Genomic DNA, 23,999 nt, shown 5'->3' with positions numbered 1-23,999 from the left:
GTTGGTAGCGTTGGCCGATTGCACGGACAACTCGCGCATGCGCTGCAGGTTGTTGGTGACGCTGGCCAGCGCGCCTTCGGCAGTCTGCGCCAGCGAGATGCCGTCGTTGGCATTGCGCACGGCGACGTTGAGGCCGCGCACCTGCGCACTCATGCGCTCCGAGATGGCCAGGCCTGCGGCGTCGTCCTTGGCGCTGTTGATGCGCAGGCCCGAAGACAGGCGCTGCATGGACGTGGCCAATGAGCTTTGCGAAACACCNTGTTGGTAGCGTTGGCCGATTGCACGGACAACTCGCGCATGCGCTGCAGGTTGTTGGTGACGCTGGCCAGCGCGCCTTCGGCAGTCTGCGCCAGCGAGATGCCGTCATTGGCATTGCGCACGGCAACATTGAGGCCGCGCACCTGCGTATTCATGCGCTCCGAGATGGCCAGGCCTGCGGCGTCGTCCTTGGCGCTATTGATGCGCAGGCCCGAAGACAGGCGCTGCATGGACGTGGCCAATGAATTTTGCGAAACATTCAGGTTGCGCTGTGCGTTGAGCGACTGAAGGTTGGTATTGATGATCGATGGCATGTCGATAGCTCCTTGAAAAAACCAATGTGCGGCATTGCTGCCTTGGTGGCACCCCAGGGCACCACACCCTGCGCTGCCGCTTCGCACAAGGCACAACGGCCTTGATGGATGGGTTTTCGACCAGGGGCGCGCAAAACTTGAGGGCTGATGTAACGCTTTGTGCAAAATTTTCGCGTGCACCGCGTTGACTGTGGATCAGCAGGCAGCACGCGCCGTGCAAGACGAAAATTTGTGGGGAACCGGGGGTGGAAATTTTCGGGGTGCCGTGGTTTTTCGGCGCGGTGCATGCGCTGCTACTTGTTCTTCTATCTGATTTATCTAATTGGTAGTCGTAGTAGAAGGGCCTGCGCTGGCGTGGACAAGTGCTTTTTTTCCTTTTTTGACGCGCACTTGCGTGGGGGCAAACGCTGTGCGCGAGCGTCTCGCAGATGGGCGCGCCTGCATGAACAATTCGGACGGCCTGGCGCGGCCTGTGGACAAGTGGGGGCTTGTGCGTTTTTTGTGCCCAGCTTTGTGCACAGGGGGATCGGCAGAGTTGGGGGCAGATTCCAAATCCCGTGGGGTTGCGATTCGTGCGGCTTTCGGTCAGCGCGCGGTGGGCACCCTTCGCGCCGCACCACGCGCGCTACGGGAAAGCCGCTCTGCACTATGCCCATGGCACTGCTGAGCGTGTAGCCCGTAAGCACTATGGCCGCGAGCACGGCTGCACACAGACAGGTGCTGCGCCCCGAGCCCGCGGCGCCCGCGATGTGGGAGCCATGGACGGGCAGCACAACACAACACAACACAGCACAGCACAGCTTGCCTGACCTGCCATGCACCAAAAAACCGTGCCCAGTCCTGCGTAACCCTGCGCCCTTCCCGCGGCCAAGCCTGCGCAGGCAAAGCAGGTCAGCGCCCCAACAGCACGGGCCGCGCACCCACGCGATCGACAAAAACCCCGCGAGAGCCTGCCCCACGCCCGCGACGATGAAGAACTCCGAAAGGAGCAGGGCTCGTTGACAGAGGTGTTGCTGGGGAATTTTTACTACTTGTTCTCTTACATGCTATGTCAAATTAGTAGTTGTAGTAGAGCCGCGTGCACAGCGTGGATAAGTGGCTTTTTCCATTGCCTGGCGCGCACTTGGGTGCCCGCAAAGGCTGTGCGCCGCCACGCTGTTGACCTGCGTGCGAAAGCGAACAATTCGGCCAGACTGGCGCGGCCTGTGGACAAGTGGGGGCTTGTGCGCTTTTTGTGCCCAGCTTTGTGCACAGGGTGGATCGGGGTCCGTCATTGAGGTCAGATGCCAATGACGGGACGAAAAAAAGCCCGACCCATGGAGCTGGGCCGGGCAAGGCGGAGGAAAGCGGAGGAAAGTCTGGCAGTGCGGCTGCCGCGGAGGGTCAGCGGCTTGGCGCTGGCCCTTGGCCGCCGCGCATGCCGGCGCGGCCGGGGTGTTTGTCGTGCGCGCCCATCATGCCTTGGCGCGGCATGAATTGCGCGTCGAAGGTTTTTTGCTGCGGCGGGCTGAGCTTGGCGTAGAAGGCCTTGATGGCTTCGGCGCGCTGGTCCATCTCGGCGATGTGCTGGGTGCGCAGGGCGCGCATGCGGTCGAGTCGCTCGGGGGTGCTGAGCTTGGCGAAGTCGTCGGGGTTCATGTCGAGGCGCGCATGCTGCGGTGCGTGCTGCATGGCAGTCATGAATTCTTGCCACGCGGGTTCCTGCTCGGGGGTGAGTTTGAGCGCTTCCTTGAGTGCGGCGCTGCGCTGGGCAAAGTGTTGCTCGCGGCGCTCCTGCCAGTCGTGCATTCTTTGCGCGCGCGGCGTGTCGGCGGCCGGGCCTGCGGCGGGCTGTGCGAACACGGGCAGCGCCAGGGTACCGAGCAGCGCGGCGCCCGCAAGGCAGCGGCGGAAATGGGAGGCTTTGGGGTGAGTCATGGTGTCGTCCTTTCTTGCAAAAGCATTGCTGTGACGCGATGCAGTGTGCGCCGGATCTGTGTCGCTTGGGTGATGCGCGGTTGAGCCTGTGTAAAGTGGCGCCCTCGGCTGGCGCGCGGGTTTCAGGGTCAAATTGGCCTTTAGCCCTTTATTCATGAGCGTAAGCAGCTATTTATTTGATACTCATTTTGTCGTTACAAAGGTCGTCCGTGTTCAAGAACATGATTGTTTACCGCATCGCCCCGCCCTGGAACCTGCCGCTGGACGCGGTGGATGCGGCGCTCGCGCGGGTGCCGTTTGCGCCTTGCGGGGCCACGCAGGAGCTCGCGCTGGGCTGGGTGCCGCCACGTGGCGAGGCGCACGGGGCGCTGGCCGAATCGGTGGGCGGGCAATGGGTTTTGCGGTTGGTGCGCGAGGCCAAGCTCCTGCCCGCGGCGGTGCTGGCGCGCAGGGCGCAGGAAAAGGCTGCGCAGATCGAGGCCACGTCGGGCCGCAAGCCCGGCAAGAAGGAACTGCGCGAGCTCAAGGAAGAAGCCAAGCTCGACCTGCTGCCCATGGCGTTCACGCGCCAGGCGGCGGTGTGGGTGTGGATAGACCCCGAAGCCGGCTGGCTGGTGCTGGACACCGCGAGCCAGGCGCGTGCCGACGAGGTGACGAGCCTGCTCGTGGAGCTGCTGCCGGGCCTGTCTCTGCGCCTGCTGCAGACGCAGACCGCGCCCGCGACGGCGATGGCGCATTGGCTGGCCACGCAGGAGCCGCCCGCGGGCTTCACGCTGGAGCGCGAATGCGAGCTCAAAAGCCCCGACGAGTCGCAGGCCGTGGTGCGCTATGCGCGCCATCCGCTCGACATCGCGGAGGTGCAGGCGCACATCGCCGCAGGCAAGCGCCCTACGCGCCTGGCGCTGGCGTGGGAGGGGCGCGTGTCTTTCGTGCTCACCGAGGGCTTGCAGCTCAAGAAAGTGACTTTGCTCGACACCGCGCTGGCCGAGCAGACGGGTGACGATGGCGGCTTCGATGCCGACGTGGCGCTGGCGACGGGCGAACTGGGCCGGCTGCTGCCGGATTTGGTAGCGGCGCTGGATGGCGAGGCGGACTTGGCCGGGCCGGCAGGGGCGGCGCCTGGGGTGGCCGAGGGGCAAGGCGCTGGCGCGGCAGCCGGGGGAGACGGTGCCAAAACAGGGCAAGGGGTTGCGCAAGAGACCGCGGAAGAAGGCCCGCCGTTTTGAGTCTGGTGGAGGGAAAATCCGTCCCTCTTTTCACCGGAGCAGGCCCATGAACACCCCTTTGATCACCGACGAGCTCGCGCTTTTGCAGCAGCTCATCGATCTGCCAAGCCACCCGCGCACCATCGAGCTCGGCTGCGGCGCGGCGCAGTTGGCGCGCAAGCTGCTGCAGCGCTATCCGCAGTGCGAGGTGGTGGGCTTGGAGGTCGATGAGCGTCAGCATGCGAAGAACCTGCAAAACCCCGCCGAGCGCCTGCGCTTCGTGCAGGCCGGGGCGCAGGCGATTCCGTTTGCGGCGCAGTCTTTCGACCTGGCGCTGATGCTCAAGTCCTTGCACCACGTGCCGCTCGCCGCGATGGACCAGGCGCTGGCCGAGGTGCATCGCGTGCTGCGCGCGCAGGGGCTGCTCTACGTGTCCGAGCCGGTGTACGCGGGCGCGCTCAACGAGGTCGTGCGCCTGTTCAACGACGAGGGCGAGGTGCGCGCGGCGGCCTTGGCGGCGGTGCAGCGCGCCGTGGCTTCGGGCGCGTGGGAGCAACTCAGTGAGACGTTTTTCGACATGCCTGTGCACTACGACGACTTCGAGGACTTCGAGCGGCGCATGATCGACGTGACGTTTGCCGAGCGCCACCTCGACGCCGCCACACGCGCGGCGGTGCGAGCGCGTTTCCTGCCGCACCTGACGGCGCAGGGCGCCGACTTCGTGCGCCCTATGCGCGTGAACCTGCTGCGCAAAGTGGGCTGAAGCCCCCCACGGCCGCCCGGACGTGCAGCGGCGCAATAGCGCAGCGGCGCGCAGTGACGGAAATCAGCGTGCCTGGAAGGTCGGCTTCTGGCGCGCGTAGAAGGCTTCGACGCCGGCGCGGAAGTCCTCGGTGCCCATGCAGCGCACGAAGGATTGCTTTTCGGCGTCGAGCTGCGCGGCAAAGCTGCGCTCGAAGGATTGGCGCATGAGCCGTTTCAGCGCGCCGTAGGCGAGCGTGGGGCCGGCGGCCAGGCGCTGCGCGAGCTCCTGCGTGGCGGCTTCGAGCTGGTCGGCGGGCAGCACGCGGTTGATCAGGCCCATTTGCAACGCCTCGGCGGTGCCGAAGGGCTCGCCGAGCATGGTGATCTCGAGTGCGCGTTGCACGCCCACGATGCGCGGCAGGTTCCAGGACATGCCCATGTCGCAGCAGGTGCCGAGGTTGATATAGGCCGGGGCAAAGCGCGTGCCCTCGGCCACGAGGATGAAGTCGGCGAGCAGCATCAGGCTGAGCCCAGCGCCCGCGGCCACGCCGTGCACCTGGGCGATCAGCGGCGCGTCCATGGCGCTGAGCAACGGCAGCACTTCGTTGAGCAGCGTGAGGATGTCCGACGCGCCCTGCACGGGGTTGGCGCGCAGCGTGGCCAGGTCGCCGCCCGCTACGAAGCCCTTGCCCGCGCCGCGCAGCACCACGGCGCGCACGCTGGCGTCGGTGCTGAGGTCCTTGATGGCACGGTAAAACGCTTCGGCCATTGTGTAATCAAAAGCGTTGAGCGCGGCGGGGCGGTTCAGGCACAGCGTGACGACGGCGCCTTGGCGTTCGATCAGCACGGGGGATTCGGCAGTTGCGGTCATGGACAATTCCTTGGCGGTGGGATGTTTGGTTTTGCGCTAGTGCAGTGTTCGACGCTATCTGCGACATCAAACCGCGTCTTTTTGGCCTGGGCCGCGTTGCAAATCCTCGCGATACCGCCCGGTATCGCTGCGGTTTGCGCCTTGCCCAGACCAAAAATCCATCGGTTTTATTTGTCGCATCAAGCGTCGAACACTGCACTGGCAATCAGGGTTTTCGCCCTTGCGCATGGGCGCTTGCGCAGGGAGCATGGGTTTTCTACGGGTTTTTCACAAGAGGGTTTGTCCTATGTCCGCTCTGACACCGCTGCAGCGCTGCGATGCGCATCCTTTCATGGGCATGGACGTGCCCGGGCTGCTCGAGCAGCGTGCGCACGCGCGGCGCGACCATCCGTTCATCGTCTGGGAGCCGTTCGAGGGGCTGCCGGAGGTTATCAGCTACGGCATGTTTTACGAGCGCGTGCGGCGCATCGCGGGCGGCTTGCAGCAGCGCGGCGTGCGCGCGGGCGACTGCGTGCTGATCCACCTCGAAAACTGCCCCGAAACCATCTTGGCCTGGTACGCCTGCGCGTGGCTGGGCGCGATTGCCGTGACCACGAATGCGCGCGCTTCGGACGATGAGCTGCAGTATTACGCCGAGCACTGCGGCGCCGTGGGCGGCATCACGCAGCCCAAGTTTGCCGCGCGCGTGGCGGCCTCGTGCAAGGGCTTGCGCTGGCTGGCCGTGACGGCCACCGACAGCGGCCACGCGCCGCAGCAGGGCGCGCCCGACGCGGCGAGCAGCTTTGCCGCGCTCGACGCCGCGCCCGCGCCGCGCCGCCCGGCCGATCCGCTCGCGCCGTGCAGCGTGCAATACACCTCGGGCACGACTTCGCGCCCCAAGGCCGTGCTGTGGACGCATGCCAACGCGCTGTGGGGCGCGCGCATCAACGCCGCGCACGAGGATTTGCGCGCCGAGGACGTGCATCTGGTGCACCTGCCGCTGTTCCACACCAACGCGCAGGCGTATTCGGTGCTCGCGTGCCTGTGGGTGGGCGCGACGGCGGTGGTGCTGCCGCGCTTTTCGGCAAGCCGCTTCTGGCCCGTGTCGATCGCGCGGCGCGTGACCTGGACTTCGATGATCCCGTTTTGCATCCAGGCCCTGCTCGCGCATGAGGTGCCGGCCGAGCACTACTACCGCCTGTGGGGCGCCGCAGCCTGCGCGCTGCCCACGGACGCGCACTTTCGCGTGCAGACCATAGGCTGGTGGGGCATGACCGAAACCATCACGCACGGCATCGTGAGCGACCGCCACCTGCCGAGCCTGAGCATGAGCATAGGCCGCCCCGCGGCGGAATACCGCATCGCCATCGTCGAGGACGACAGCGTGCCCGTGCGCGAGGCGCGGCACGTGGGGCCGGGCGGCTCGGGGCAGTTGCTGATCCAGGGCGTGCGTGGTCTGTCGCTGTTTCAGGAATACCTGGGCAACGCCAAGGCCACGGCCGAGAGCTTCGACCCTGACGGCTGGTTTCGCACGGGCGACCGGGTGGACTTGCTCGAAGAAGGCTCGATCCGCTTCGGCGACCGCACCAAGGACATGCTCAAGGTGGGCGGCGAGAACGTCGCGGCCTCGGAGATCGAGCGCGTGATCCAGACCGTGCCCGGCGTGGCCGAGGGCGCGGTGGTGGGGCGCGCGCACCCCATGCTTGACGAGGTGCCCGTGGCCTTCGTGATCGCGGCGCCGAATGCGCCGGCAGACCTGGCCGAACGCATCCTCGCCGCGTGCCGCCAGCAGCTCGCGGACTTCAAGTGCCCGCACGAGGTGCGCATCGTGCCCGAGCTGCCGCGCGCCACGCTCGAAAAAGTCGCCAAGGCGCAGCTGCGGCAGATGCTGGCGCAGGAGGGGGCTTGAAGGCGTCATTGTGAGGGCCCAAGGAGCCTGTCGGACTTTGGAATCGTCGGCTGCGAATGCGCCGCAGCGGCCCATTTTTTACCGGCTTCTTGCCCCATAGCACCACTATGGGGCTGCGAATCCGGCAAAAACTGGCCTCGCTGGGGCACCTTCTCGCTTTCGACACCCAAAGTCCGACAGGCTCCAAGGCCCGCGGCAATCGCAGCGATCGCTGGGGCCGCTGTCACGGCATCTGCGCACCGCGCGAAGGACAGGACGGGACTGCTGCGCCCCTGCGGGGCTCGCCATGACGGGTTTTGCTGCAGCGGCCTTGCCGCGGCCGCTGGCATATGGCTTTCTTGCGCTGGCTATGGTGCTGGTGGGCACTTATGTGGCGTTTTCCAAGCCGTTGTCGATGGTGTTTCCGGTGGCTTTGCTCGCCTGGCTGCGCTTTGGGATCGCCGCGCTGGCGATGGCGCACTGGCTGCGGCGTCCGCCCGACGAGCCGCCGCTGACGCGGCAGACACGCTGGCTGTTGTTTCTGGAGTCGTTCCTCGGCAATTTCCTGTTCACGCTGTGCATGGTTTCGGGCGTGCAGCGCAGCTCGGCGGTATCCGCCGGGGCCATCATGGCGGCGATTCCGGCGGCGGTGGCGGTGTTTTCGTGGCTGTTCCTGCGCGAGCGCGTGGCGCCGCGCGTGTGGGCGGGGGTGGCCTGTGCGGTGCTGGGCATAGGTTTGCTTTCGCTCTCCAAAAGTGAGCTACCAGCGCTTGATGTGTCTTTGTTAGGAGGCAAAAACACCCAAAATTCCGCGTGGCTGGGCCATCTGCTGTTGATCGGCGCCGTGCTGTGCGAGGCCAGCTATGCGGTGATCGGCAAAAAGCTCACGGGCGCTTTAAGCCCGCGCCGCATCACGGCACTCATCAACCTGTGGGGCTGGGTGCTGAGCACGCCCATGGGCTTGTGGCTGGCCTGGCACTTCGACTTCGGCGCGGTGGGCGTGGGCACCTGGGCCTTGCTGCTGTTTTATGCCTTGGCCGCGAGCATGTGGACGGTGTGGCTGTGGATGACGGGGCTGCGTAGCGTGCCGCCGGCGCAGGCAGGCGTGTTCACCGTGCTGCTGCCGATCAGCGCCACGCTGGTCGGCGTGCTGGTGTTGGGCGAGCGGCTGGGCGGTGCGCAGTGGCTTGCTCTGGCCGTGGCGCTGGCTGGCGTGCTGCTCGCCACCATGCCGGAGCGCGCCAAAGCAAGCGCCGGCGCGCAGCGGTGACTTTGGGGCGCAGGCGCGGGCGGTTTTGCAGCGGCGTCGCGTGCAATGTTCACTGGACGGCAGGCGCGACGGTGTAGCCTTCTTCGCTGATGGCTGCGGCCAGGGCGTCGCGCGATGCGCTGCTTTGCACCTCGACCTTGCCTTGCGCGCGGTCTATCTGCACGCTGGCTTGTGGATCGACCTGCTGCAGCGCCTGCGTCACGGCGCGTTCGCAATGCGCGCAGGTCATGCCCTGGACTTGAAACATGTATTGCATGGCGGATGTCCTCTTGCGGAAAAAATAGGATGATGCCCTCTTTGCGAACGCTATGGGGTGCTTCATGGACATTGCTGAGCCTGCTGCGGGCGATTTTTGCGAGCTGGACCTGGGCGTAGGCGGCATGACCTGCGCGAGCTGCGTGGCACGCGTGGAGCGCGCGCTGCGCAAGGTGCCGGGCGTGCAGGAGGCCGCGGTGAATCTGGCCACCGAGTCGGCGCGCGTGCGCTACGCCGTGCCGCCGGGGCAGGACGCGCAGGCCGTCGAAGGCTTGCTGCGCCGCGCCGTGCGCAATGCCGGTTACGAGCCGCGCAGCGCCGAGGCGCAGCTGCAGACCGAGGATGCCTCGCCCTGGACGGGCTTCGGGCCCGTGGCGCTGGGGCTGCTGCTGTCGGCGCCGCTCGTGCTGCCCATGTTTGGGGAGCTGGCGGGGCGGCACTGGATGCTGCCGGCCTGGCTGCAGTGTGTGCTCGCGACGCCCGTGCAGTTCGTGCTCGGGGCGCGGTTTTACAAGGCGGGCTGGCACGCGCTCAAGGCACTCACGGGCAACATGGACTTGCTCGTGGCGCTGGGTACGAGCGCGGCCTGGGGCCTGTCGCTGTGGCTGTGGCTGACGGCGCCGCCCGATCAGATGCCGCACTTGTATTTCGAGGCGTCGGCGGTGGTGATCACGCTGGTGCTGCTGGGCAAGTGGCTGGAGGCGCGCGCCAAGCGCCAGACCACGGCGGCGATCCGCGCGCTGCATGCGCTGCGCCCCGAGCTCGCGCACCTGCTCGGGCCGCACGGCGAGGCGGACGTGCCCGTGGCCGAGGTGCTGGTGGGCGACCGGCTGGTGGTGCGCCCGGGCGAGCGCATCCCCGTCGATGGCCGGGTGCTCGAAGGGCAGACGCAGGTCGATGAGTCCATGCTCACGGGCGAGCCGCTGCCGGTGCCGCGTGGGCCGGGCGAAGCGCTCACGGGCGGCGCGATCAACGGCGACGGGCGCATCGTGATGCAGGTGACGGCCGTGGGCGCGCAGACGGTGCTCGCGCAGATCATCCGCCTGGTCGAAGACGCGCAGGCGGCCAAGGCGCCGATCCAGCGCCTGGTCGATCGCGTGGCGGCGGTGTTCGTGCCCGTGGTGCTCGCCATTGCGCTGCTGACGCTGCTCGCCTGGCTTGCCGCGGGTGCGGGGCTGGAGGCGAGCCTGATCCATGCCGTGGCGGTGCTGGTGATCGCCTGCCCCTGCGCGCTCGGGCTGGCCACGCCCGCGGCCATCATGGTGGGCACGGGCGTGGCGGCGAAAAACGGCATCCTCATCAAGGACGCGCAGGCGCTGGAGCTTGCGCACAAAGTCGATACCGTGGCCTTCGACAAGACCGGCACGCTGACCGTGGGCCAGCCGCGCCTGACGGCGTTCGAGCTGCTAGCCGACCGCGACGCGGCGGCATTGCTGCGCGCCGCCGCTGGTCTGCAAAGCGCCAGCACGCACCCGCTGGCGCGCGCCGTGCTGCAGGCGGCGCAGGAACGTGGGGTGCAGCCCGGCGCCGCAGCGGCGGTGCAGGCCGTGCCGGGGCGCGGCATGGAAGGCGAGGTCGAGGGCCGCAGTTACTTGCTGGGCAGCCTGCGCTGGTTGCAGGAACTTGGCGCCGATCCAGGGGCGCTGGCAGAGCGCGCACAAGCATTGCAGCAGCAAGGGGCCACGGTTTCGGCGCTGGCCGAGCGCAGCGCGCAGGGCGTGGTCATTTGCGCGCTGCTGGCCTTTGGCGACGCGCCCAAGCCCGGCGCGCGTGAGGCGATCGCAGCGCTCAAGGCGCGCGGGCTGCGCACGGTGATGCTGTCGGGCGACAACCGCGGTGCGGCCGAGGCCATGGCGCGCCAGCTGGGGCTCGACCCCGACGCGGGCGAAGTCATCGCCGAAGTGTTGCCCGGCGACAAGGCCGCGCACGTGCGCGCGCTGCAGGCGGGCGGGCACGTGGTGGCGATGGTGGGCGACGGCGTGAACGACGCACCAGCACTGGCCGCGGCCGACGTGGGCCTGGCCATGGGCAACGGCACCGACGTGGCCATGCACGCAGCCGGCATCACGCTGATGCGCGGCGACCCGCACCTTGTGGTGGCGGCGCTCGACATCTCGCGCCGCACGGTGCGCAAGATCCGCGAAAACCTGTTCTGGGCCTTTGCCTACAACGTGGCCGGCATCCCGCTCGCGGCGCTCGGCTACCTGAGCCCGGTGGTCGCCGGCGCGGCCATGGCGCTGAGCTCGGTGAGCGTGATGACGAATGCCTTGTTGCTCAAACGCTGGCGCATGCCCGAGTGCGGTGTTTGATGCTTGATGCGACAAATAAAACCGATGGATTTTTGGTCTTGGCAAGGCGCAAACCGCAGCGATACCGGGTGGTATCGCGAGGATTTGCAACGCGGCCCGGGCCGAAAAGACGCGGTTTTATGTCGCAGAGTGCGTCGAACACTGCACTAGGAGATCGACAGGCTCCTAGGCGCGCAGCACCGCCTCATGGCCATTCTGGCTTGTCTGACGGCAGTCCTGCCAGCGAAGGGTTGGGCATCGCTTTGCCCACGGGCGCTATGCAGCTTGAAGCAGGAACTCGACCTTGACGGCTTCATACGGGAAGACGATTCCTCCCCCTTCCGCGCGGTCCAGCACGCCCGCGCGCAGGAGAGCCGTCACGTCGCTGTGCACGGCCTTGACGTCTCGATCGACGCGGCGCGCTGCTTCCCGGATGGACACAGGCCCGGCTCCGCAAAGTGCTTTCAACAGTTCCCAGCGCTTGGCGGTGAGAACTTTCCAGAGAAGTTCAGGAGAGGCAAAACTGATCCGAGCCGACCTCTGCGGCTTGCCAGTGCGCCAGGCGCTCGCGAAGTCGGCCATCGACTCTTTGGGGGCGCGAACATCAAGAGTGACTGTTTTCATGGGTCCACCTCGCTATGTCTTGCTCGAAGGCAGCGAGAAGTGCCTCGGGCGTGGTGAAGGAGTAGTCGGACTCCTTCTCACCGTAGTGACGATGATCGCCTTTGCCGACCTCGTTGTCGTAACGAACCACGCAAACGCCGTCAACGACGTAAGCGAGGCGGTACTTGAACTCGTGTGATGACCCGGCGACTGGAGCGGGCACCTTCCACAGAACCAGTTCAGCGAACGCATTCTGGGCGTAGACGATGCGCGTTCGCGCGACGAGGGTCGCTTTCATGCTGGCGATGATGCCAACACAAGTGGGTGTTGTCAATGATGCCAACAAGTGCGTTGGGTGAGATACCTGAGAACCTGCGCAGGAACGCGCCGCAAGCCGCGCGTCCCCTGGAGCGTAGTAGTAGGCCGGGTTGCCAGCCCAGCCTACCTTGATGGCGCATGCCCGAGTAAGACGCTGTGGGTTGCAAAAGCGGCAGGATTGTCTGGCACACTGCAACATCTTGTTGCACGGACTGGGTGCGCAAGCAGCTTTTTTCGGACATTGAACATTGACACGACTTACGCAAATCGGGCTGAGGCAAGGCGCTCGCCTCATGGCAAAACACTCTGCAGCATCCTTGTTTGCGTAAGTCCAGATTGAGATAGGCAAGCCATGAATTTCTTGTTTTGGACTATGCGCCAGTTCACGATCCGTCTGCGCATGCTCGGCGCCATTGGTGTGGTGCTGTTGCTGCTGGCCCTGGTGGGTGGAGCGGGGATGTACGGCATGCTGCGCATCTATTCCTTGAGCGAAAACTTTCTGACCCAGTCTTATGCCGACGTGGAGCGGCTCGCACAGTTGCGCTACGCCGTGGGTGCGATGCGTGGGCATGAAAAAGACATGGCCGGTGCGGCCGAGAGCGCGCCGCCCGCGCAAAGCGCGTGGCGCGCCGCACTGGAGCAGGCGCAAAAGCAGGCGGCTTTGCTGGCAGACGCTACGGATGGCCCGAAAAAGGCGCTCGCGCAGCGCATCCAGCAGCAGCTGGAGAGCTACCGTGCGCAGGCGGGTGGCGCGCAGAGCGGCGGCACACAGGCCGGTGTGCCGCCCGAGGGCGCAAGTGCTTCACCGGCATTGCAAAGTCTCGACCTGTCGCTCCAGGAAATGGCGCAATTGCTGCGCACCGAGGCAGATGCAGCAGTAAAGCAGCAGCATGAGGTCGCCGACCAGACGCGCTTGTTGTTCATCGTGGCGCTGGTGATTGCGATCCTGGTGGTGGTGCCGCTCACGCTGCTCAACATGGAATCCATCTGCCGCCCGCTCGCGCAGGCGCGGCGTGTGGCGCAGGCGATTGCTGGTGGGGACTTGGCGCAGACCATCACGGCGCAGGAGCGTGACGAAGCCGCCGACCTGCTGCGCGCCCTGGCCGAAATGCAGCGCGGGCTGGGCACGCTGGTGGCGCAGGTGCGTGACACCAGCGGCGCGATTGCCCTGGCGAGTCAGGAGATCGCGAGCGGCAATGAAGACCTGTCGGCGCGCACCGAACAGACGGCCAACCACACGCAGGAGGTGGCGGGCTCGATCGCGCAGCTCTCCGGCGTGGTGGAGCACACGGCCTCGGCATCGCAGCAGGCGCGCCAGATCGTGGGGGCGGCCGCGGACACGGCCACGCAGGGCGGGGTGGTGGTGCAGCAGGCCGTGGCGGGCATGCACGAGATTGCTGCGTCCAGCCGCAAGATCGGCGACATCATCGGCCTGATCGATTCCATCGCTTTCCAGACCAACATCCTCGCGCTCAATGCGGCCGTGGAAGCGGCGCGTGCCGGCGAGCAGGGCCGCGGCTTTGCCGTGGTGGCGAGCGAGGTGCGCAACCTGGCGCAGCGCTCGGCGGCAGCGGCGCGCGACATCAAGGGGTTGATCGACAGCAGCGTGGCGGCAGTGCAAGGCGGCGTGCACCACGTCGAAGACGCTGGCCGCGCCATGCAGGACATCGTGGCCGGCGTGCAGCGCGTGCGCGACATCATCGGCGAGATTTCGGCCGGTGCCGCCGAGCAGTCCGCGGGCATCGCCAAGGTGAGCCAGGCGGCGGGCGAGATCGACCACATGACGCAGCAGAATGCCGCGCTCGTGGAGCAGTCCGCTGCCGCGGCGCAGTCGCTGCACGCGCAGGCCGAACGCCTGTCGCAGGTGGTGCAGCAGTTTCACCTGGCCGCCGGCAGCAATGTGCCGGCGCTGCGCTGATTGCTAACAAATAGATAGCATGTAGTCCTTGCCTATTCTTCGCTGCAGGCCATTTTTGCTTGTATTTGGCGATCGATGCGGCTCAAGCCAGCGTCGGATAGTCCGTGTAGCCTTTCGCGCCGCCGCCGTAGAAGCTGCTTTGGTCGGGCGTGTTCCAAGGGGCATTTTGGCGCAGGCGTGCCACGAGGTCGGGGTTGGCGATGAAGGGGCGGCCGAAGGCCACGAGGTCGGCCGCGCCCGATGCCACTGCCGCCTCGGCCGTGGCCTTGTCGTAGCCGTTGTTGAGCATCCACGCGCCCTTGCCGCCGGCGTTGCGATAGGCGGCCTTGAAGGCGGCGTAGTCGAAGGGGCGCTCGGGCCGTTCGCGCGGGCCGCCCGTGGCACCCTCGACCACGTGCACGTAGGCCAGGCCCAGCGGCGCCAGGTGCTTGGCCACGTATTCGTACAGCGGCTGCGGATGCGGCTCGTCGATGTCGTTCGCGGGCGTGACGGGCGAGAGGCGGATGCCCGTGCGCCCGCCGCCGATTTCATCGGCGATGGCGCGCGCCACCTCGAGCAGCAGGCGCGCGCGGTTCGGGATGCTGCCGCCGTAGTCGTCCTTGCGGTGGTTGCTGCTGCTTTTGAGGAATTGCTCGAGCAGGTAGCCGTTGGCGGCGTGGATTTCGACCGCGTCGAAGCCGCTCGCGAGGGCGTTGCGCGCCGCGTGGCGGTAGTCCTGCACGATGCCGGGCAGCTCGCTCACGTCGAGCGCGCGCGGCTCGGAGGTGTCCACAAACACGGGCTGGCCGTTTTTCAGCAGCACGGTCTTGGTGTGCGCGCGGATCGCCGAGGGCGCGACGGGGGCTTGAAAGTCGGGCTGCAGCTCGACGTGCGAGACGCGGCCCACGTGCCACAGCTGCACCGCGATCTTGCCGCCGACATCGTGCACAGCCTGCGTCACGCGCCGCCAGCCGTCGAGCTGTTCGGTGCTGTAGAGGCCGGGCACGTCGGCGTAGCCCTGCGCCTGCGGGGTGATGGCGGTGGCCTCGCTGATGATCAGGCCGGCGCTCGCGCGCTGGCGGTAATACTCGGCCATGAGCGGCGTGGGCACGGCGCCGGGCGCCCGGTTGCGCGTGAGCGGCGCCATGGCGATGCGGTTGGCCAGGTGCAGATCACCGGCGTGCACGGGGTCGAACAAGGTAGGCATGGGGCAGATACTCCTTTGGGGATGAAAGATCGTGGGATGAAGCAGGGCCTGATGCTAATGCGGCCAGGCCTTGTTTGCACCCTGACGGGCTCCTATTTGCCTGTCACCCCTGCCGCCATGTAGCCCCGTTGACGCGCGTCAAGCGCACCCCCGCACATGGCGCCACAATGCAACGAAGCAGGAGGACTTCATGCACTATGCACTGCATCTGGTGGGGAGCGGCGCGGGCAATCTGGCGGCCTATCTGGCGGCACATGTGCTCTTGTGCCTGCTGCCCGCCTTCTTCATCGCGGGCGCGATGACGGCGCTGATCCCCAAGGCCAGCATCACGCGCTGGCTGGGCCGTCATACGCCGGCTTACGTGTCCTATCCGGCGGCTGCGGCGGCGGGTTCGCTGCTGGCGGTCTGCTCGTGCACCATCGTCCCGCTGTTCGGCGGCATTTACCGCAAGGGCGCGGGCATAGGGCCGGCCATCACTTTTTTGTTTTTTGCCCCGGCGGGGAACATCATGGCGCTGGCGTACACAGGCAGCATTCTCGGTGCCGAGTTCGCCGTGGCCAGGCTCGTCCTGAGTCTGCTGTTCGGGGTGGGCATCGGCTTGTTGATGGCCTTGCTGTTCTGGCGTGACGACATGCGCCATGACGCCCAAACCGATACGCTGTTTGCCGAACAAGCCCGCGTGGGCAAGGCTGCCATGGGCCTGCTGCTGGCACTGGCGGCATTGCTGGTTGCGGGCACGCTCAAGCTGTGGCCTTTGACGGCCACCGTCGCCGCGTTCGACTTGCCGCTGCCTGGGGCCGAGGCCTGGCAGAAGGCGCTGTTCGCGCTGGTTCCTTACGACGCGGCGAAGGGCGAAGAGGGGGTCAGCCTGCAGGGCTCGGTGCTGATTGTTTTGCTGTTGCTCATCGCCGTCACGGCCTGGAAGGGCCTGGAGGACATCGTCGAAGGCGCCAACCGCTGGACCTGGGTGGCCTTGGCGCTGGCGGCGCTGACCTTGCTCGTGGCGGCCCTGCGGCTGGTGCCGCGCGCAGAGGTGCTCGAGATCGTTCTGACCGGCCGTGTTTTTGCCGTGGCGGTTTGCCTGGGGGGCGTGCTGCATTACGCACGTGCGTTGCCAGCGGATGCGCGGCAGGCCTGGCTGTGGGAGTCGTGGCGCTTCGTCAAACAGATTTTTGGCCTGCTGGTGCTGGGCGTGTTCATCGTCGGTATGGTTCGGCAGGTGATTCGGCCCGAGTGGATCGAGTCGCTTGCGGGCAGCAACAGCGTCCAGGCCAACGTGGTGGCAGTGCTTTTCGGGGTGTTCATGTATTTCCCCACGCTGGTCGAGGTGCCCGTGGCCAGGATGTTTCTGGACCTGGGCATGCACCGGGGGCCTTTGCTGGCCTACCTGATGGCCGACCCCGAGCTGAGCCTGCAAAGCATTCTGATGGTGGCTGCCGTGGTGGGCCGCGCAAAGGTGCTGGCGTACGTGGGCCTCGTGGCTTTGTTCAGTGCGGCGGCAGGGCTGATGTATGGCGTCTGGGTGGATGGCCTGGCCTGGTGGCACCTTGTGCTGGGTCTTGCGGGCCTGTTTGCGTTGCTTGCCCTGCTTTTGTACCGCGTGCAGCGCAGGCAGCACAATGCCGTTTCTGTCGGTTAGCCGACGTTTAGATTTTGGAGAATGCCATGCCGACCATCAAGATTCTTGGCTCAGGCTGTGCCAACTGCAAAAAGCTGGAGGCCGTCGCCCGCGAGGCCGCTGCGGCGGCGGGCGTTGCCGCCGAGTTCGTCAAAGTCACCGACATGAAGGACATCCTGGCCTACGACCTGCTGTCCACCCCTGGCCTGGTCATCGATGAAAAGCTGGTGGCAAGTGGGCGCATCCCCACCAAGGCCGAAATCCAGCAATGGCTTGGCGCTTGATGGTGGGCGCTGCGTGGCGGGGTTTCCGTGCGCCGCTCAGGATACGCTGACGGTCTGCCACGCTGGAACTGTCTGACCGCTGGTGATCGCCTGCGCTGCTGAAGGTGCGCGCGATTTTGCGCATGATGGCGCCCATGCAGACCGAAAACTCTTTGCCGGATCGTCTTTCGTTTCGCAGCGCGCTGTGGCTGGCCGTGGCCTTGTCGCTGGGCGCGGCGGTGTCGCTGGGCATCACGCGCTTTGCCTATGCGCTGATGCTGCCGCCCATGCGCGCCGACCTCGGCTGGGCTTACACGCTCGCCGGGGGCATGAACACGGCGAATGCGCTCGGCTATTTGCTGGGCGCGCTTGCCACGCCGCTATTGCTGCGGCGCCTGGAGCCAGGCGCGCTGCTGCTCGCCGGCAGCGTGCTGGCCACGCTGTTCATGGCGCTCAGCGGGTTTTTCGTGGCGCCAGCGCCTTTGCTCGCGCAGCGTCTGCTCGCGGGCGTGGCGAGTGCGCTGGTGTTCGTGACGGGCGGGCTGCTCGCGGCGCGGGCTGGGCAGCTTGCATGCGCGGCACAGCGGCTTGCTGCTTGGGCTTCAGAGCCTATTTCAGTAGGGAACATGCCCCGCGTTGCGGTCAGGGGCGGATGGATGCAAGGCGCAGCGCGCTGTCCATGCTCCATGCCTGGACAAGCGCTGCAACGCTGCAGACGCCGCCCCTGACCGCAACCCGCAGGGCCATGGCCTTGCGCGCCCCTGGCGGTGTTGCAGGGGGCTCATGGAGCACCGCTCCACGTCGCCCCCTGCGCCTAGCCAGGCATCGCGCAAGGCCATGGCGCGGGGCATGTTCCCTACTGAAATAGGCTCTTATTACGGCGGCGCGGGCTGGGGCATCAGCGCGTCGGCCTTGCTCGTGCCCGCGGTGCTCGCGCGCGCGCCCGGGCCGCATGCGTGGGCCTGGGTCTAGTGTAGTGTTCGACGCTATCTGCGACATAAAACCGCGTCTTTTCGGCCTGGGCCGCGTTGCAAATCCTCGCGATACCACCCGGTATCGCTGCGGTTTGCGCCTTGCCCAGACCAAAAATCCATCGGTTTTATTTGTCGCATCAAGCATCAAACACTACACTAGTGGGCGCTCGCGGGGGTGTGCGCGCTCGCCACGGCAGTGTTGCGCTGGCCCGTGCGCGTGCTGCGCGGCCTGGGGGCGGCACCTGCGGCGGCCAGCGCGCACGAACCGGCATCTGAAAAGGTGGCAGGAGCCACTTCCACCATGGCGTCGCTGCGCTGGCGCCGGCTGGCGCCGGCGCTCGCGGGCTACACCTTGTTCGGCGTGGGCTACATCGGCTACATGACCTTCGTCGTCGCGCTGTTGCGCGAGCAGGGCGCGAGCGGCGCGGCGGTGACGGTGTTCTACGCTTTGCTCGGGCTCGCGGTGCTGCTGTCCTCGCGCATCTGGGCGGGCCTGCTCGACCGGGCCAAGGGCGGCGGGGCGCTCGCGCTGCTCAATGCGTTGCTGGGCGTGGCCACGGTGCTGCCGGCGCTCACGGCGTGGTGGCCCGTGGTGCTGGCTTCGGGTCTGCTGTTTGGCGGGGTGTTTTTGTCGGTCGTGGCTTCGACGACGGCGCTGGTGCGGCACAACCTGCCGCCGGCGCGTTGGGCGCTGGGCATCAGCGCCTTCACGATCGTGTTTGCGATGGGGCAAATCGTCGGGCCCACGGTGGTCGGCTGGATTGCCGACGGGCCCGGCGGCCTGGCGCGCGGCCTGGTGTTTTCGGCCTGCGCGCTGTGGCTCGGCGCGCTGCTCGCGGCGCGCCAGAAGCCACTGGGGCAAGTGACGACCTGAAGTGGCTTACTTCAGCAGCCCTTCTGCCTTGAGTGCGGCCTGCACGGCGGGGCGTGCACCCACGCGGGCCAGGTAGGCCTGCAGGTTGGCGAAGCCGGAAATGTCGAGATTGACGTAGCCCGTCCAGCTCAGCGCCGTAAAGAGGTAGCAGTCGGCCACGCTGAACTGTGCGCCGAGCAGGTAGTCCTTGCCCGCGAGTTCGCCGTTGACCCAGGCCAGGCGCTTTTGCAGCTGCTCGCGCACTTGCGCGCGGTATTCGTCGGGCACGCCCGGTTTGAACAGCGGGCCGAAGCTCTTATGCAGCTCGCTCGAGATGAAGGTCAGCCACTCTTGCAGGCGGTAACGCGCCATGGTGCCGTTGGCCGGCGCGAGGTTTTTGCCGGGCACCTGGTCGGCAATGTATTGCACGATGACGCCGACTTCACGCAGGCGTTCGCCATTGTCGAGCTCGAGCACGGGCACGTAGCCCAGCGGGTTGATGGTGTAGAAATCAGTGCCGTCCTGCAGTTTGTGGCTTTGCAGGCTGGTGAGCATGGGCGTGAAGGGCAGGCCGGCCTCTTGCAGTGCGATGTGCGCACTCAGCGAGCAGGCGGCGGGGCTGTAGTAAAGCTTCATGAAGGGACTCCTTGGTGGTGTGATTGAGGGACTGCGATGTTATGCGGTTGGGCGATTTTTTGCTGGCAGGCGTTGTGCCCACGCGCGCAGCAAACACGCGTGATGATTTATGGTGTTTTTGGCTTTTTGCGAAGATATATCAAGCGCAAGCAGCTATCATTACGATAGTTTTTTCAGGCCTTGGCCTCACAAGCTGAAAATCTTGCCCGGATTCATGATGTTCTTCGGGTCGAGCGCGCGCTTGATGCTGCGCATGACCTCGACGGCGCCGGCACCGGTCTCGTCGAGCAAAAAGCCCATTTTGTGCAGGCCCACGCCATGTTCGCCCGAGCAGGTGCCGCCCATGCGCAGCGTACGCGCGACGAGCTTGTGGTTCAGGTCTTCGGCGGTCACGCGCTCCTGCGGGGCGTTGGGGTCGATCAGAAAGCCGACGTGGAAGTTGCCGTCGCCCACGTGGCCGACCAGAAAGTAGGGGATGCCGCTGGCCTCGACCTCGGCAATGGTCTCGAGGATGCAGTCGGCCAGGCGGCTGATGGGCACGCAGGTGTCGGTGTTGATCGGGCGCGCACCGGGGCGCGACTGCAAGGCCGCAAACAAGGCGTTGTGCCGTGCCGACCACAGGCGTGTGCGTTCCTCAGGCGTGACGGCCCATTCGAAGTCCTGCCCGCCGAATTCGCGCGCGATGTCTTGCACGGTCTGCGCCTGCTCTTCGACGCTCGCCGGCGTGCCGTGGAATTCCATGAGCAGCAAGGGCTCTTCACGCAACGTGAGCTTGCTGTAGCGGTTCAGGCAGGCGACGGATTGGGCGTCGATCAGCTCCACGCGCGCGATAGGCACGCCCAGCTGTATGGTCTGGATCACCGTGCGCACGGCAGCTTCCACGCTGGGGAACGAGCAGATCGCGGCCGAGATTGCCTCGGGCAATGGGTACAGGCGCAGCGTGACTTCGGTGATCACGCCGAGCGTGCCCTCGCTGCCCACGTACAGGCGCGTGAGGTCGTAGCCCGCGCTGCTTTTTTTGGCGCGCGTGCCCGTGCGTATGACTTCGCCGCTGGCCGTGACGACCTGCAGCGCGAGCACGTTTTCGCGCATGGTGCCGTAGCGCACGGCGTTGGTGCCGCTCGCGCGCGTGGAGCACATGCCGCCTATGCTCGCATCGGCGCCCGGGTCTATGGGGAAGAACAGGCCCGTGTGCTTGATGGCTTCGTTGAGCGTCTTGCGTGAGATGCCGGGCTGCACCGTCACGGTGAGGTCGTCGGCAGCGATGGACAGCACCTGGTTCATGCGGCTCACGTCCAGGCTGATGCCGCCTTGCACGGCCAGCAGGTGCCCTTCGAGCGAGGAGCCCGCGCCGTAGGGAATCACGGGCACCTCGTACTCGCTCGCGAGGCGCACGGTGTCGGCCACGTCCTGCGTGCTTTGCGCAAAGACCACGGCGGCGGGTGGAGGGACGTCGAAGGCGGATTCGTCGCGCCCGTGCTGCTCGCGCACGGCAAGTGCCGTGGAGAGCTGCTCGGGGCCGAAGCGCGCGGCCAGCGCGTCGAGAAAGGCCGCGGGTATGGGGCGCTGGCGTACTTCGGGCAAGAGGTGGGCGATGGCGTTCGGGGCGTTCATGGCATGTCTCCGCGGGGTTATGACGGCAAACGCGCAGATTACACCAGTGGCGCGGTATGTGTTGGATGGGTTTTTGCGCAGGGCATACGCGGTGCGTTTCACGTGAAACCACAGCCAAACCGCATGCTGCACACACGCCATGCAAAGGTGGGAAAATCGCGGCCCGGTTGCGCAAGCGGCATCTGCACCCATGGACTGCCGCCGTACCGCTTTCTCAGGCACGACTTACGCAAATCGGGGTTAGGCAAGGCGCTCGCCGCATGGCAAAACACCTCGCTGCGTCCTTGTTTGCGTAAGTCCGGTTAAGAATTGACGGGCCGCTTTCTATTTTGCTTTGGCCCCGGAGTTGTTTGCATGTTGTACCCCCAGGAATTTGATGTGATCGTTGTCGGCGGTGGCCACGCGGGCACCGAGGCCGCGCTGGCTGCGGCGCGTATGGGCTGCCAGACACTGCTGCTCACGCACAACATCGAGACGCTCGGGCAGATGAGCTGCAACCCCAGCATAGGCGGCATAGGCAAGGGCCACCTCGTGAAAGAGGTCGATGCGCTCGGCGGCGCGATGGCCTTGGCCACGGATGAGGCGGGCATACAGTTTCGCATCCTCAATGCGAGCAAGGGCCCGGCCGTGCGTGCCACGCGCGCGCAGGCGGACCGTGTGCTCTACAAGGCCGCGATACGCCGCCGGCTCGAAAACCAGCCCAACCTGTGGCTGTTTCAGCAGGCCGTCGAGGACCTGATGCTCGAGGGCGAGCGTGTGGTCGGCGCGGTGACGCAGGTGGGCATACACTTTCGTGGGCGTACCGTGGTGCTCACGGCGGGCACTTTTCTCGATGGGCGCATCCACGTCGGGCTGGACAACTACCCCGCGGGCCGCGCGGGCGATCCGCCCGCGGTGCGGCTGTCGGCGCGGCTCAAGGAGCTGCAGCTGCCGCAAGGGCGCCTCAAAACCGGCACGCCGCCGCGCCTCGATGGGCGCACGATAGACTTTTCGCAGTGCGAGGAACAGCCCGGCGACGGCATGCCGGGCGGCGTCGAGGAGGGCAAGCCCGTGCCCGTGTTCAGCTTCATGGGCCGGCCTGAGATGCACCCGCGCCAGCTGCCGTGCTGGATCACGCGCACCACGGCGCGCACGCACGAGATCATCCGCAGCGGGTTCGATCGCAGCCCCATGTTCACGGGCAAGATCGAGGGCGTGGGCCCGCGCTACTGCCCGAGCGTGGAAGACAAGATCAACCGCTTTGCCGACAAGGAAAGCCACCAAATCTTTTTAGAGCCCGAGGGCTTGAGCACGCACGAGTTCTACCCCAACGGCATCAGCACCAGCCTGCCGTTCGACATCCAGCTTGCCATGGTGCGCAGCATGCCAGGGCTGGAAAACGCGCACATCCTGCGCCCCGGTTACGCGATCGAGTACGACTACTTCGACCCGCGTGCGCTGCAGAGCAACTTCGAGACGCGCCAGATTCGCGGACTGTTCTTTGCGGGGCAAATCAACGGCACCACGGGCTACGAAGAGGCAGCCGCGCAAGGGCTGTTTGCCGGCATCAACGCGGCCTTGCAGGTCAAGGGCGAGGCGCCTTGGCTGCCGGGGCGCGACGAGGCTTACCTGGGCGTGCTCGTCGATGACCTGATCACCAAGGGCGTGACCGAGCCCTACCGCATGTTCACGAGCCGCGCGGAATTCCGCCTGCAGCTGCGCGAAGACAACGCCGACATGCGCCTGACCGAAGCAGGGCGGCGCATGGGCCTGGTCGATGATGCGCGCTGGGATGCGTTTTGCCGCAAGCGCGACGCGGTTGCACGTGAAACCGAGCGCCTGAAGTCCACCTGGGTGAACCCGCGCGTGCTGCCGGCCGAGGAATCCGAGCGCGTGCTCGGCAAGGCGATAGAGCGCGAATACAACCTGTTCGAGCTGCTGCGCCGCCCCAACGTGGGCTACGAAGCCCTGATGTCGCTGGATGGCGGCAAGTACGCGGGCAACGAGGTTTCACGTGAAACGCTCGGCGATCTGAGTGTGCCGGTCATCGAACAGGTCGAAATCGCCGCCAAATACGCCGGCTACATCGACCGGCAAAAAACCGAGGTCGAACGCGCCGCGTATTTCGAAAAGCTGCGCCTGCCCGCCGACATCGACTACATGCAGGTCACCGCGCTGAGCTTCGAGGCGCGCCAGGCGCTGATGCGCCACCGGCCCGAAACTCTGGGCATGGCCTCGCGCATCACGGGCATCACGCCCGCGGCGATCTCGCTGCTGCTCGTGCACCTGAAAAAAGGCGGGTTCAAAGGCTTTGGCGCCGAGCCGCGTGCGCTCGAGGAAGGCACAGAGCCCGCAGCCAACGGGCAGGCCGCATGAGCGCCGCGGTGCGCGCGGGCCTGCGCGAAGCGCTCCAGGCGGGCGCTACAGCCCTGCAGCTGGAACTCAGTGCGGCGCAAATCGACCAGTTGCTGGATTACCTTGAACTGCTGCAAAAGTGGAACAAAGTCTATAACCTCACCGCGGTGCGCGATCCGGCAGAAATGCTCACGCACCATTTGCTCGACAGCCTGGCCGTGATCGCGCCGCTGCGCCGGCACACGCAAGGCCGCGCCGTGCGCTTGCTCGACGTGGGCTCGGGCGGCGGCCTGCCGGGCGTGGTCGTGGCGATCTGCTGCCCCGAAATCGACGTGAGCTGCGTCGATACCGTGGCCAAAAAAGCCGCGTTCGTCCAGCAGGTGGCGGTGAGCCTGCGGCTTGCGAACCTGCACGGCTTGCACACGCGCGTGGAAACCTTGCGCGCAGAGCAGGGCGGCGGTTACGACGTGGTCTGCGCACGCGCCTTTGCGAGCCTGGCCGACTTCGTGCAGTGGTCGCGTGCGGCGCTGCGGCCGGGCGGCGTGTGGCTAGCCATGAAGGGCAAACACCCGACCGACGAAATCGCCGCGCTGCCGCCCTGGGCCGAGGTGTTTCACGTGGAACCGCTGCAGGTGCCGGGGCTGCGTGCCGAGCGTTGCATCGTCTGGCTGCGGCCGCTCACGTAAACTTGGC

The 23,999-nt window shown here is 66.4% G+C and carries 22 protein-coding genes and 2 pseudogenes; 13 read left to right on the top strand and 11 right to left on the bottom strand.

Annotation, left to right across the window (positions count from 1 at the left end; all coding sequences use genetic code 11):
• The 3 genes and pseudogenes from PYV55_RS08095 to PYV55_RS08080 form a co-directional block, all read right to left on the bottom strand.
• Positions 1-258 (bottom strand): annotated as a pseudogene (locus tag PYV55_RS08095) (flagellin N-terminal helical domain-containing protein); the annotation flags it as partial.
• Between the two features lies 1 nt (position 259).
• A partial coding sequence (locus tag PYV55_RS08090; protein WP_472924675.1) for a flagellin N-terminal helical domain-containing protein occupies positions 260-572 on the bottom strand: 313 nt, incomplete at its 3' end.
• A 1,383-nt stretch (positions 573-1,955) separates the two neighbouring features.
• The gene (locus PYV55_RS08080; RefSeq protein WP_275850172.1) at positions 1,956-2,489 is read right to left on the bottom strand and encodes a Spy/CpxP family protein refolding chaperone; all 534 of its coding nucleotides are present in this window, start codon (positions 2,487-2,489) and stop codon (positions 1,956-1,958) included.
• 209 nt (positions 2,490-2,698) lie between these two features.
• Here PYV55_RS08080 and PYV55_RS08075 point away from each other — a divergent pair, with 209 nt between their 5' ends.
• Both PYV55_RS08075 and PYV55_RS08070 read left to right on the top strand, forming a co-directional pair.
• Complete coding sequence (locus PYV55_RS08075; RefSeq protein ID WP_275850171.1) at positions 2,699-3,715, top strand: recombination-associated protein RdgC; 1,017 nt, start codon at positions 2,699-2,701, stop codon at positions 3,713-3,715.
• A gap of 46 nt (positions 3,716-3,761) precedes the next feature.
• Positions 3,762-4,457, top strand: coding sequence for a class I SAM-dependent methyltransferase (locus tag PYV55_RS08070; RefSeq protein ID WP_275850170.1), 696 nt, complete (start codon positions 3,762-3,764; stop codon positions 4,455-4,457).
• A 63-nt stretch (positions 4,458-4,520) separates the two neighbouring features.
• Here PYV55_RS08070 and PYV55_RS08065 read toward each other — a convergent pair whose 3' ends face one another.
• Entirely contained in the window at positions 4,521-5,309 is a 789-nt protein-coding gene (locus tag PYV55_RS08065) for an enoyl-CoA hydratase/isomerase family protein (protein WP_275850169.1), read from the bottom strand.
• Positions 5,310-5,595: 286 nt separating this feature from the next.
• On the opposite strand from PYV55_RS08065, the gene PYV55_RS08060 reads away from it, so the two are divergent.
• Positions 5,596-7,197 carry an AMP-binding protein gene (locus PYV55_RS08060; RefSeq protein ID WP_275850168.1) on the top strand — a complete coding sequence of 534 codons (1,602 nt, stop codon included), beginning with the start codon at positions 5,596-5,598 and terminating at the stop codon, positions 7,195-7,197.
• A gap of 5 nt (positions 7,198-7,202) precedes the next feature.
• On the opposite strand, the gene PYV55_RS08055 is transcribed toward PYV55_RS08060, so the two are convergent.
• Entirely contained in the window at positions 7,203-7,424 is a 222-nt protein-coding gene (locus PYV55_RS08055) for a hypothetical protein (RefSeq protein WP_275850167.1), read from the bottom strand.
• 59 nt (positions 7,425-7,483) lie between these two features.
• On the opposite strand from PYV55_RS08055, the gene PYV55_RS08050 reads away from it, so the two are divergent.
• The gene (locus PYV55_RS08050) at positions 7,484-8,446 is read left to right on the top strand and encodes a DMT family transporter (protein ID WP_275850166.1); all 963 of its coding nucleotides are present in this window, start codon (positions 7,484-7,486) and stop codon (positions 8,444-8,446) included.
• Positions 8,447-8,495: 49 nt separating this feature from the next.
• On the opposite strand, the gene PYV55_RS08045 is transcribed toward PYV55_RS08050, so the two are convergent.
• Entirely contained in the window at positions 8,496-8,702 is a 207-nt protein-coding gene (locus tag PYV55_RS08045; protein ID WP_275850165.1) for a heavy-metal-associated domain-containing protein, read from the bottom strand.
• Between the two features lie 64 nt (positions 8,703-8,766).
• Here PYV55_RS08045 and PYV55_RS08040 point away from each other — a divergent pair, with 64 nt between their 5' ends.
• Positions 8,767-11,010, top strand: coding sequence for a heavy metal translocating P-type ATPase (locus tag PYV55_RS08040; RefSeq protein WP_275850164.1), 2,244 nt, complete (start codon positions 8,767-8,769; stop codon positions 11,008-11,010).
• Between the two features lie 255 nt (positions 11,011-11,265).
• Here PYV55_RS08040 and PYV55_RS08035 read toward each other — a convergent pair whose 3' ends face one another.
• Positions 11,266-11,613 carry an HVO_A0114 family putative DNA-binding protein gene (locus PYV55_RS08035; protein WP_144731928.1) on the bottom strand — a complete coding sequence of 116 codons (348 nt, stop codon included), beginning with the start codon at positions 11,611-11,613 and terminating at the stop codon, positions 11,266-11,268.
• Positions 11,594-11,890 (bottom strand): toxin-antitoxin system TumE family protein, encoded by a 297-nt coding sequence (locus PYV55_RS08030; RefSeq protein ID WP_275850163.1) that lies wholly within the window; start codon positions 11,888-11,890, stop codon positions 11,594-11,596. Before PYV55_RS08030 ends, PYV55_RS08035 begins: the two co-directional genes overlap by 20 nt.
• A 372-nt stretch (positions 11,891-12,262) precedes the next feature.
• On the opposite strand from PYV55_RS08030, the gene PYV55_RS08025 reads away from it, so the two are divergent.
• Entirely contained in the window at positions 12,263-13,828 is a 1,566-nt protein-coding gene (locus tag PYV55_RS08025; protein ID WP_275850162.1) for a methyl-accepting chemotaxis protein, read from the top strand.
• Positions 13,829-13,910: 82 nt separating this feature from the next.
• Here PYV55_RS08025 and PYV55_RS08020 read toward each other — a convergent pair whose 3' ends face one another.
• Entirely contained in the window at positions 13,911-15,014 is a 1,104-nt protein-coding gene (locus PYV55_RS08020) for an alkene reductase (protein ID WP_275850161.1), read from the bottom strand.
• Between the two features lie 190 nt (positions 15,015-15,204).
• Between PYV55_RS08020 and PYV55_RS08015 the strand changes: the two genes are divergently transcribed.
• From PYV55_RS08015 to PYV55_RS07995, 5 genes and pseudogenes are all read left to right on the top strand, one after another.
• Positions 15,205-16,653: a permease gene (locus PYV55_RS08015; RefSeq protein WP_275850160.1), complete on the top strand. Its 1,449-nt coding sequence runs from the start codon at positions 15,205-15,207 to the stop codon at positions 16,651-16,653.
• Positions 16,654-16,679: 26 nt separating this feature from the next.
• Positions 16,680-16,916 carry a thioredoxin family protein gene (locus tag PYV55_RS08010; protein ID WP_275850159.1) on the top strand — a complete coding sequence of 79 codons (237 nt, stop codon included), beginning with the start codon at positions 16,680-16,682 and terminating at the stop codon, positions 16,914-16,916.
• Between the two features lie 134 nt (positions 16,917-17,050).
• Entirely contained in the window at positions 17,051-17,623 is a 573-nt protein-coding gene (locus PYV55_RS08005; RefSeq protein WP_345803591.1) for a YbfB/YjiJ family MFS transporter, read from the top strand.
• Positions 17,624-17,744: 121 nt separating this feature from the next.
• Positions 17,745-17,867: a hypothetical protein gene (locus PYV55_RS08000; RefSeq protein ID WP_275850158.1), complete on the top strand. Its 123-nt coding sequence runs from the start codon at positions 17,745-17,747 to the stop codon at positions 17,865-17,867.
• Positions 17,868-18,029: 162 nt separating this feature from the next.
• Positions 18,030-18,743 (top strand): annotated as a pseudogene (locus PYV55_RS07995) (YbfB/YjiJ family MFS transporter); the annotation flags it as partial.
• Positions 18,744-18,749: 6 nt separating this feature from the next.
• Here PYV55_RS07995 and gstA read toward each other — a convergent pair.
• Together gstA and PYV55_RS07985 are read right to left on the bottom strand one after the other, a co-directional pair.
• Positions 18,750-19,358, bottom strand: coding sequence for a glutathione transferase GstA (gene gstA, locus PYV55_RS07990; protein ID WP_275850157.1), 609 nt, complete (start codon positions 19,356-19,358; stop codon positions 18,750-18,752).
• Between the two features lie 186 nt (positions 19,359-19,544).
• Entirely contained in the window at positions 19,545-20,972 is a 1,428-nt protein-coding gene (locus tag PYV55_RS07985) for an FAD-binding oxidoreductase (protein WP_275850156.1), read from the bottom strand.
• Positions 20,973-21,326: 354 nt separating this feature from the next.
• Here PYV55_RS07985 and mnmG point away from each other — a divergent pair, with 354 nt between their 5' ends.
• Together mnmG and rsmG are read left to right on the top strand one after the other, a co-directional pair.
• A complete protein-coding gene (gene mnmG / locus PYV55_RS07980; RefSeq protein WP_275850155.1) occupies positions 21,327-23,327 on the top strand; it encodes a tRNA uridine-5-carboxymethylaminomethyl(34) synthesis enzyme MnmG in 2,001 nt (666 codons plus the stop codon).
• A complete protein-coding gene (gene rsmG, locus PYV55_RS07975; protein WP_275850154.1) occupies positions 23,324-23,992 on the top strand; it encodes a 16S rRNA (guanine(527)-N(7))-methyltransferase RsmG in 669 nt (222 codons plus the stop codon). Before mnmG ends, rsmG begins: the two co-directional genes overlap by 4 nt.
• Positions 23,993-23,999: the final 7 nt, after the last annotated feature.

It is taken from the genome of Extensimonas soli (assembly GCF_029211265.1).
Lineage (GTDB): Bacteria > Pseudomonadota > Gammaproteobacteria > Burkholderiales > Burkholderiaceae_C > Extensimonas > Extensimonas soli.
This window is presented reverse-complemented; position numbering and strand designations above follow the sequence as displayed.

What these genes read in the sequence shown, in the direction of transcription:
- PYV55_RS08080 (WP_275850172.1), bottom strand. Translation starts at nt 2,489, where the DNA reads ATGACTCACCCCAAAGCCTCCCATTTCCGCCGCTGCCTTGCGGGCGCC.
- PYV55_RS08070 (WP_275850170.1), top strand. Translation starts at nt 3,762, where the DNA reads ATGAACACCCCTTTGATCACCGACGAGCTCGCGCTTTTGCAGCAGCTC.
- PYV55_RS08065 (WP_275850169.1), bottom strand. Translation starts at nt 5,309, where the DNA reads ATGACCGCAACTGCCGAATCCCCCGTGCTGATCGAACGCCAAGGCGCC.
- PYV55_RS08060 (WP_275850168.1), top strand. Translation starts at nt 5,596, where the DNA reads ATGTCCGCTCTGACACCGCTGCAGCGCTGCGATGCGCATCCTTTCATG.
- PYV55_RS08050 (WP_275850166.1), top strand. Translation starts at nt 7,484, where the DNA reads ATGACGGGTTTTGCTGCAGCGGCCTTGCCGCGGCCGCTGGCATATGGC.
- PYV55_RS08045 (WP_275850165.1), bottom strand. Translation starts at nt 8,702, where the DNA reads ATGCAATACATGTTTCAAGTCCAGGGCATGACCTGCGCGCATTGCGAA.
- PYV55_RS08040 (WP_275850164.1), top strand. Translation starts at nt 8,767, where the DNA reads ATGGACATTGCTGAGCCTGCTGCGGGCGATTTTTGCGAGCTGGACCTG.
- PYV55_RS08035 (WP_144731928.1), bottom strand. Translation starts at nt 11,613, where the DNA reads ATGAAAACAGTCACTCTTGATGTTCGCGCCCCCAAAGAGTCGATGGCC.
- PYV55_RS08030 (WP_275850163.1), bottom strand. Translation starts at nt 11,890, where the DNA reads ATGAAAGCGACCCTCGTCGCGCGAACGCGCATCGTCTACGCCCAGAAT.
- PYV55_RS08025 (WP_275850162.1), top strand. Translation starts at nt 12,263, where the DNA reads ATGAATTTCTTGTTTTGGACTATGCGCCAGTTCACGATCCGTCTGCGC.
- PYV55_RS08020 (WP_275850161.1), bottom strand. Translation starts at nt 15,014, where the DNA reads ATGCCTACCTTGTTCGACCCCGTGCACGCCGGTGATCTGCACCTGGCC.
- PYV55_RS08015 (WP_275850160.1), top strand. Translation starts at nt 15,205, where the DNA reads ATGCACTATGCACTGCATCTGGTGGGGAGCGGCGCGGGCAATCTGGCG.
- PYV55_RS08010 (WP_275850159.1), top strand. Translation starts at nt 16,680, where the DNA reads ATGCCGACCATCAAGATTCTTGGCTCAGGCTGTGCCAACTGCAAAAAG.
- PYV55_RS08005 (WP_345803591.1), top strand. Translation starts at nt 17,051, where the DNA reads ATGCAGACCGAAAACTCTTTGCCGGATCGTCTTTCGTTTCGCAGCGCG.
- PYV55_RS08000 (WP_275850158.1), top strand. Translation starts at nt 17,745, where the DNA reads ATGTTCCCTACTGAAATAGGCTCTTATTACGGCGGCGCGGGCTGGGGC.
- gstA (WP_275850157.1), bottom strand. Translation starts at nt 19,358, where the DNA reads ATGAAGCTTTACTACAGCCCCGCCGCCTGCTCGCTGAGTGCGCACATC.
- PYV55_RS07985 (WP_275850156.1), bottom strand. Translation starts at nt 20,972, where the DNA reads ATGAACGCCCCGAACGCCATCGCCCACCTCTTGCCCGAAGTACGCCAG.
- mnmG (WP_275850155.1), top strand. Translation starts at nt 21,327, where the DNA reads ATGTTGTACCCCCAGGAATTTGATGTGATCGTTGTCGGCGGTGGCCAC.
- rsmG (WP_275850154.1), top strand. Translation starts at nt 23,324, where the DNA reads ATGAGCGCCGCGGTGCGCGCGGGCCTGCGCGAAGCGCTCCAGGCGGGC.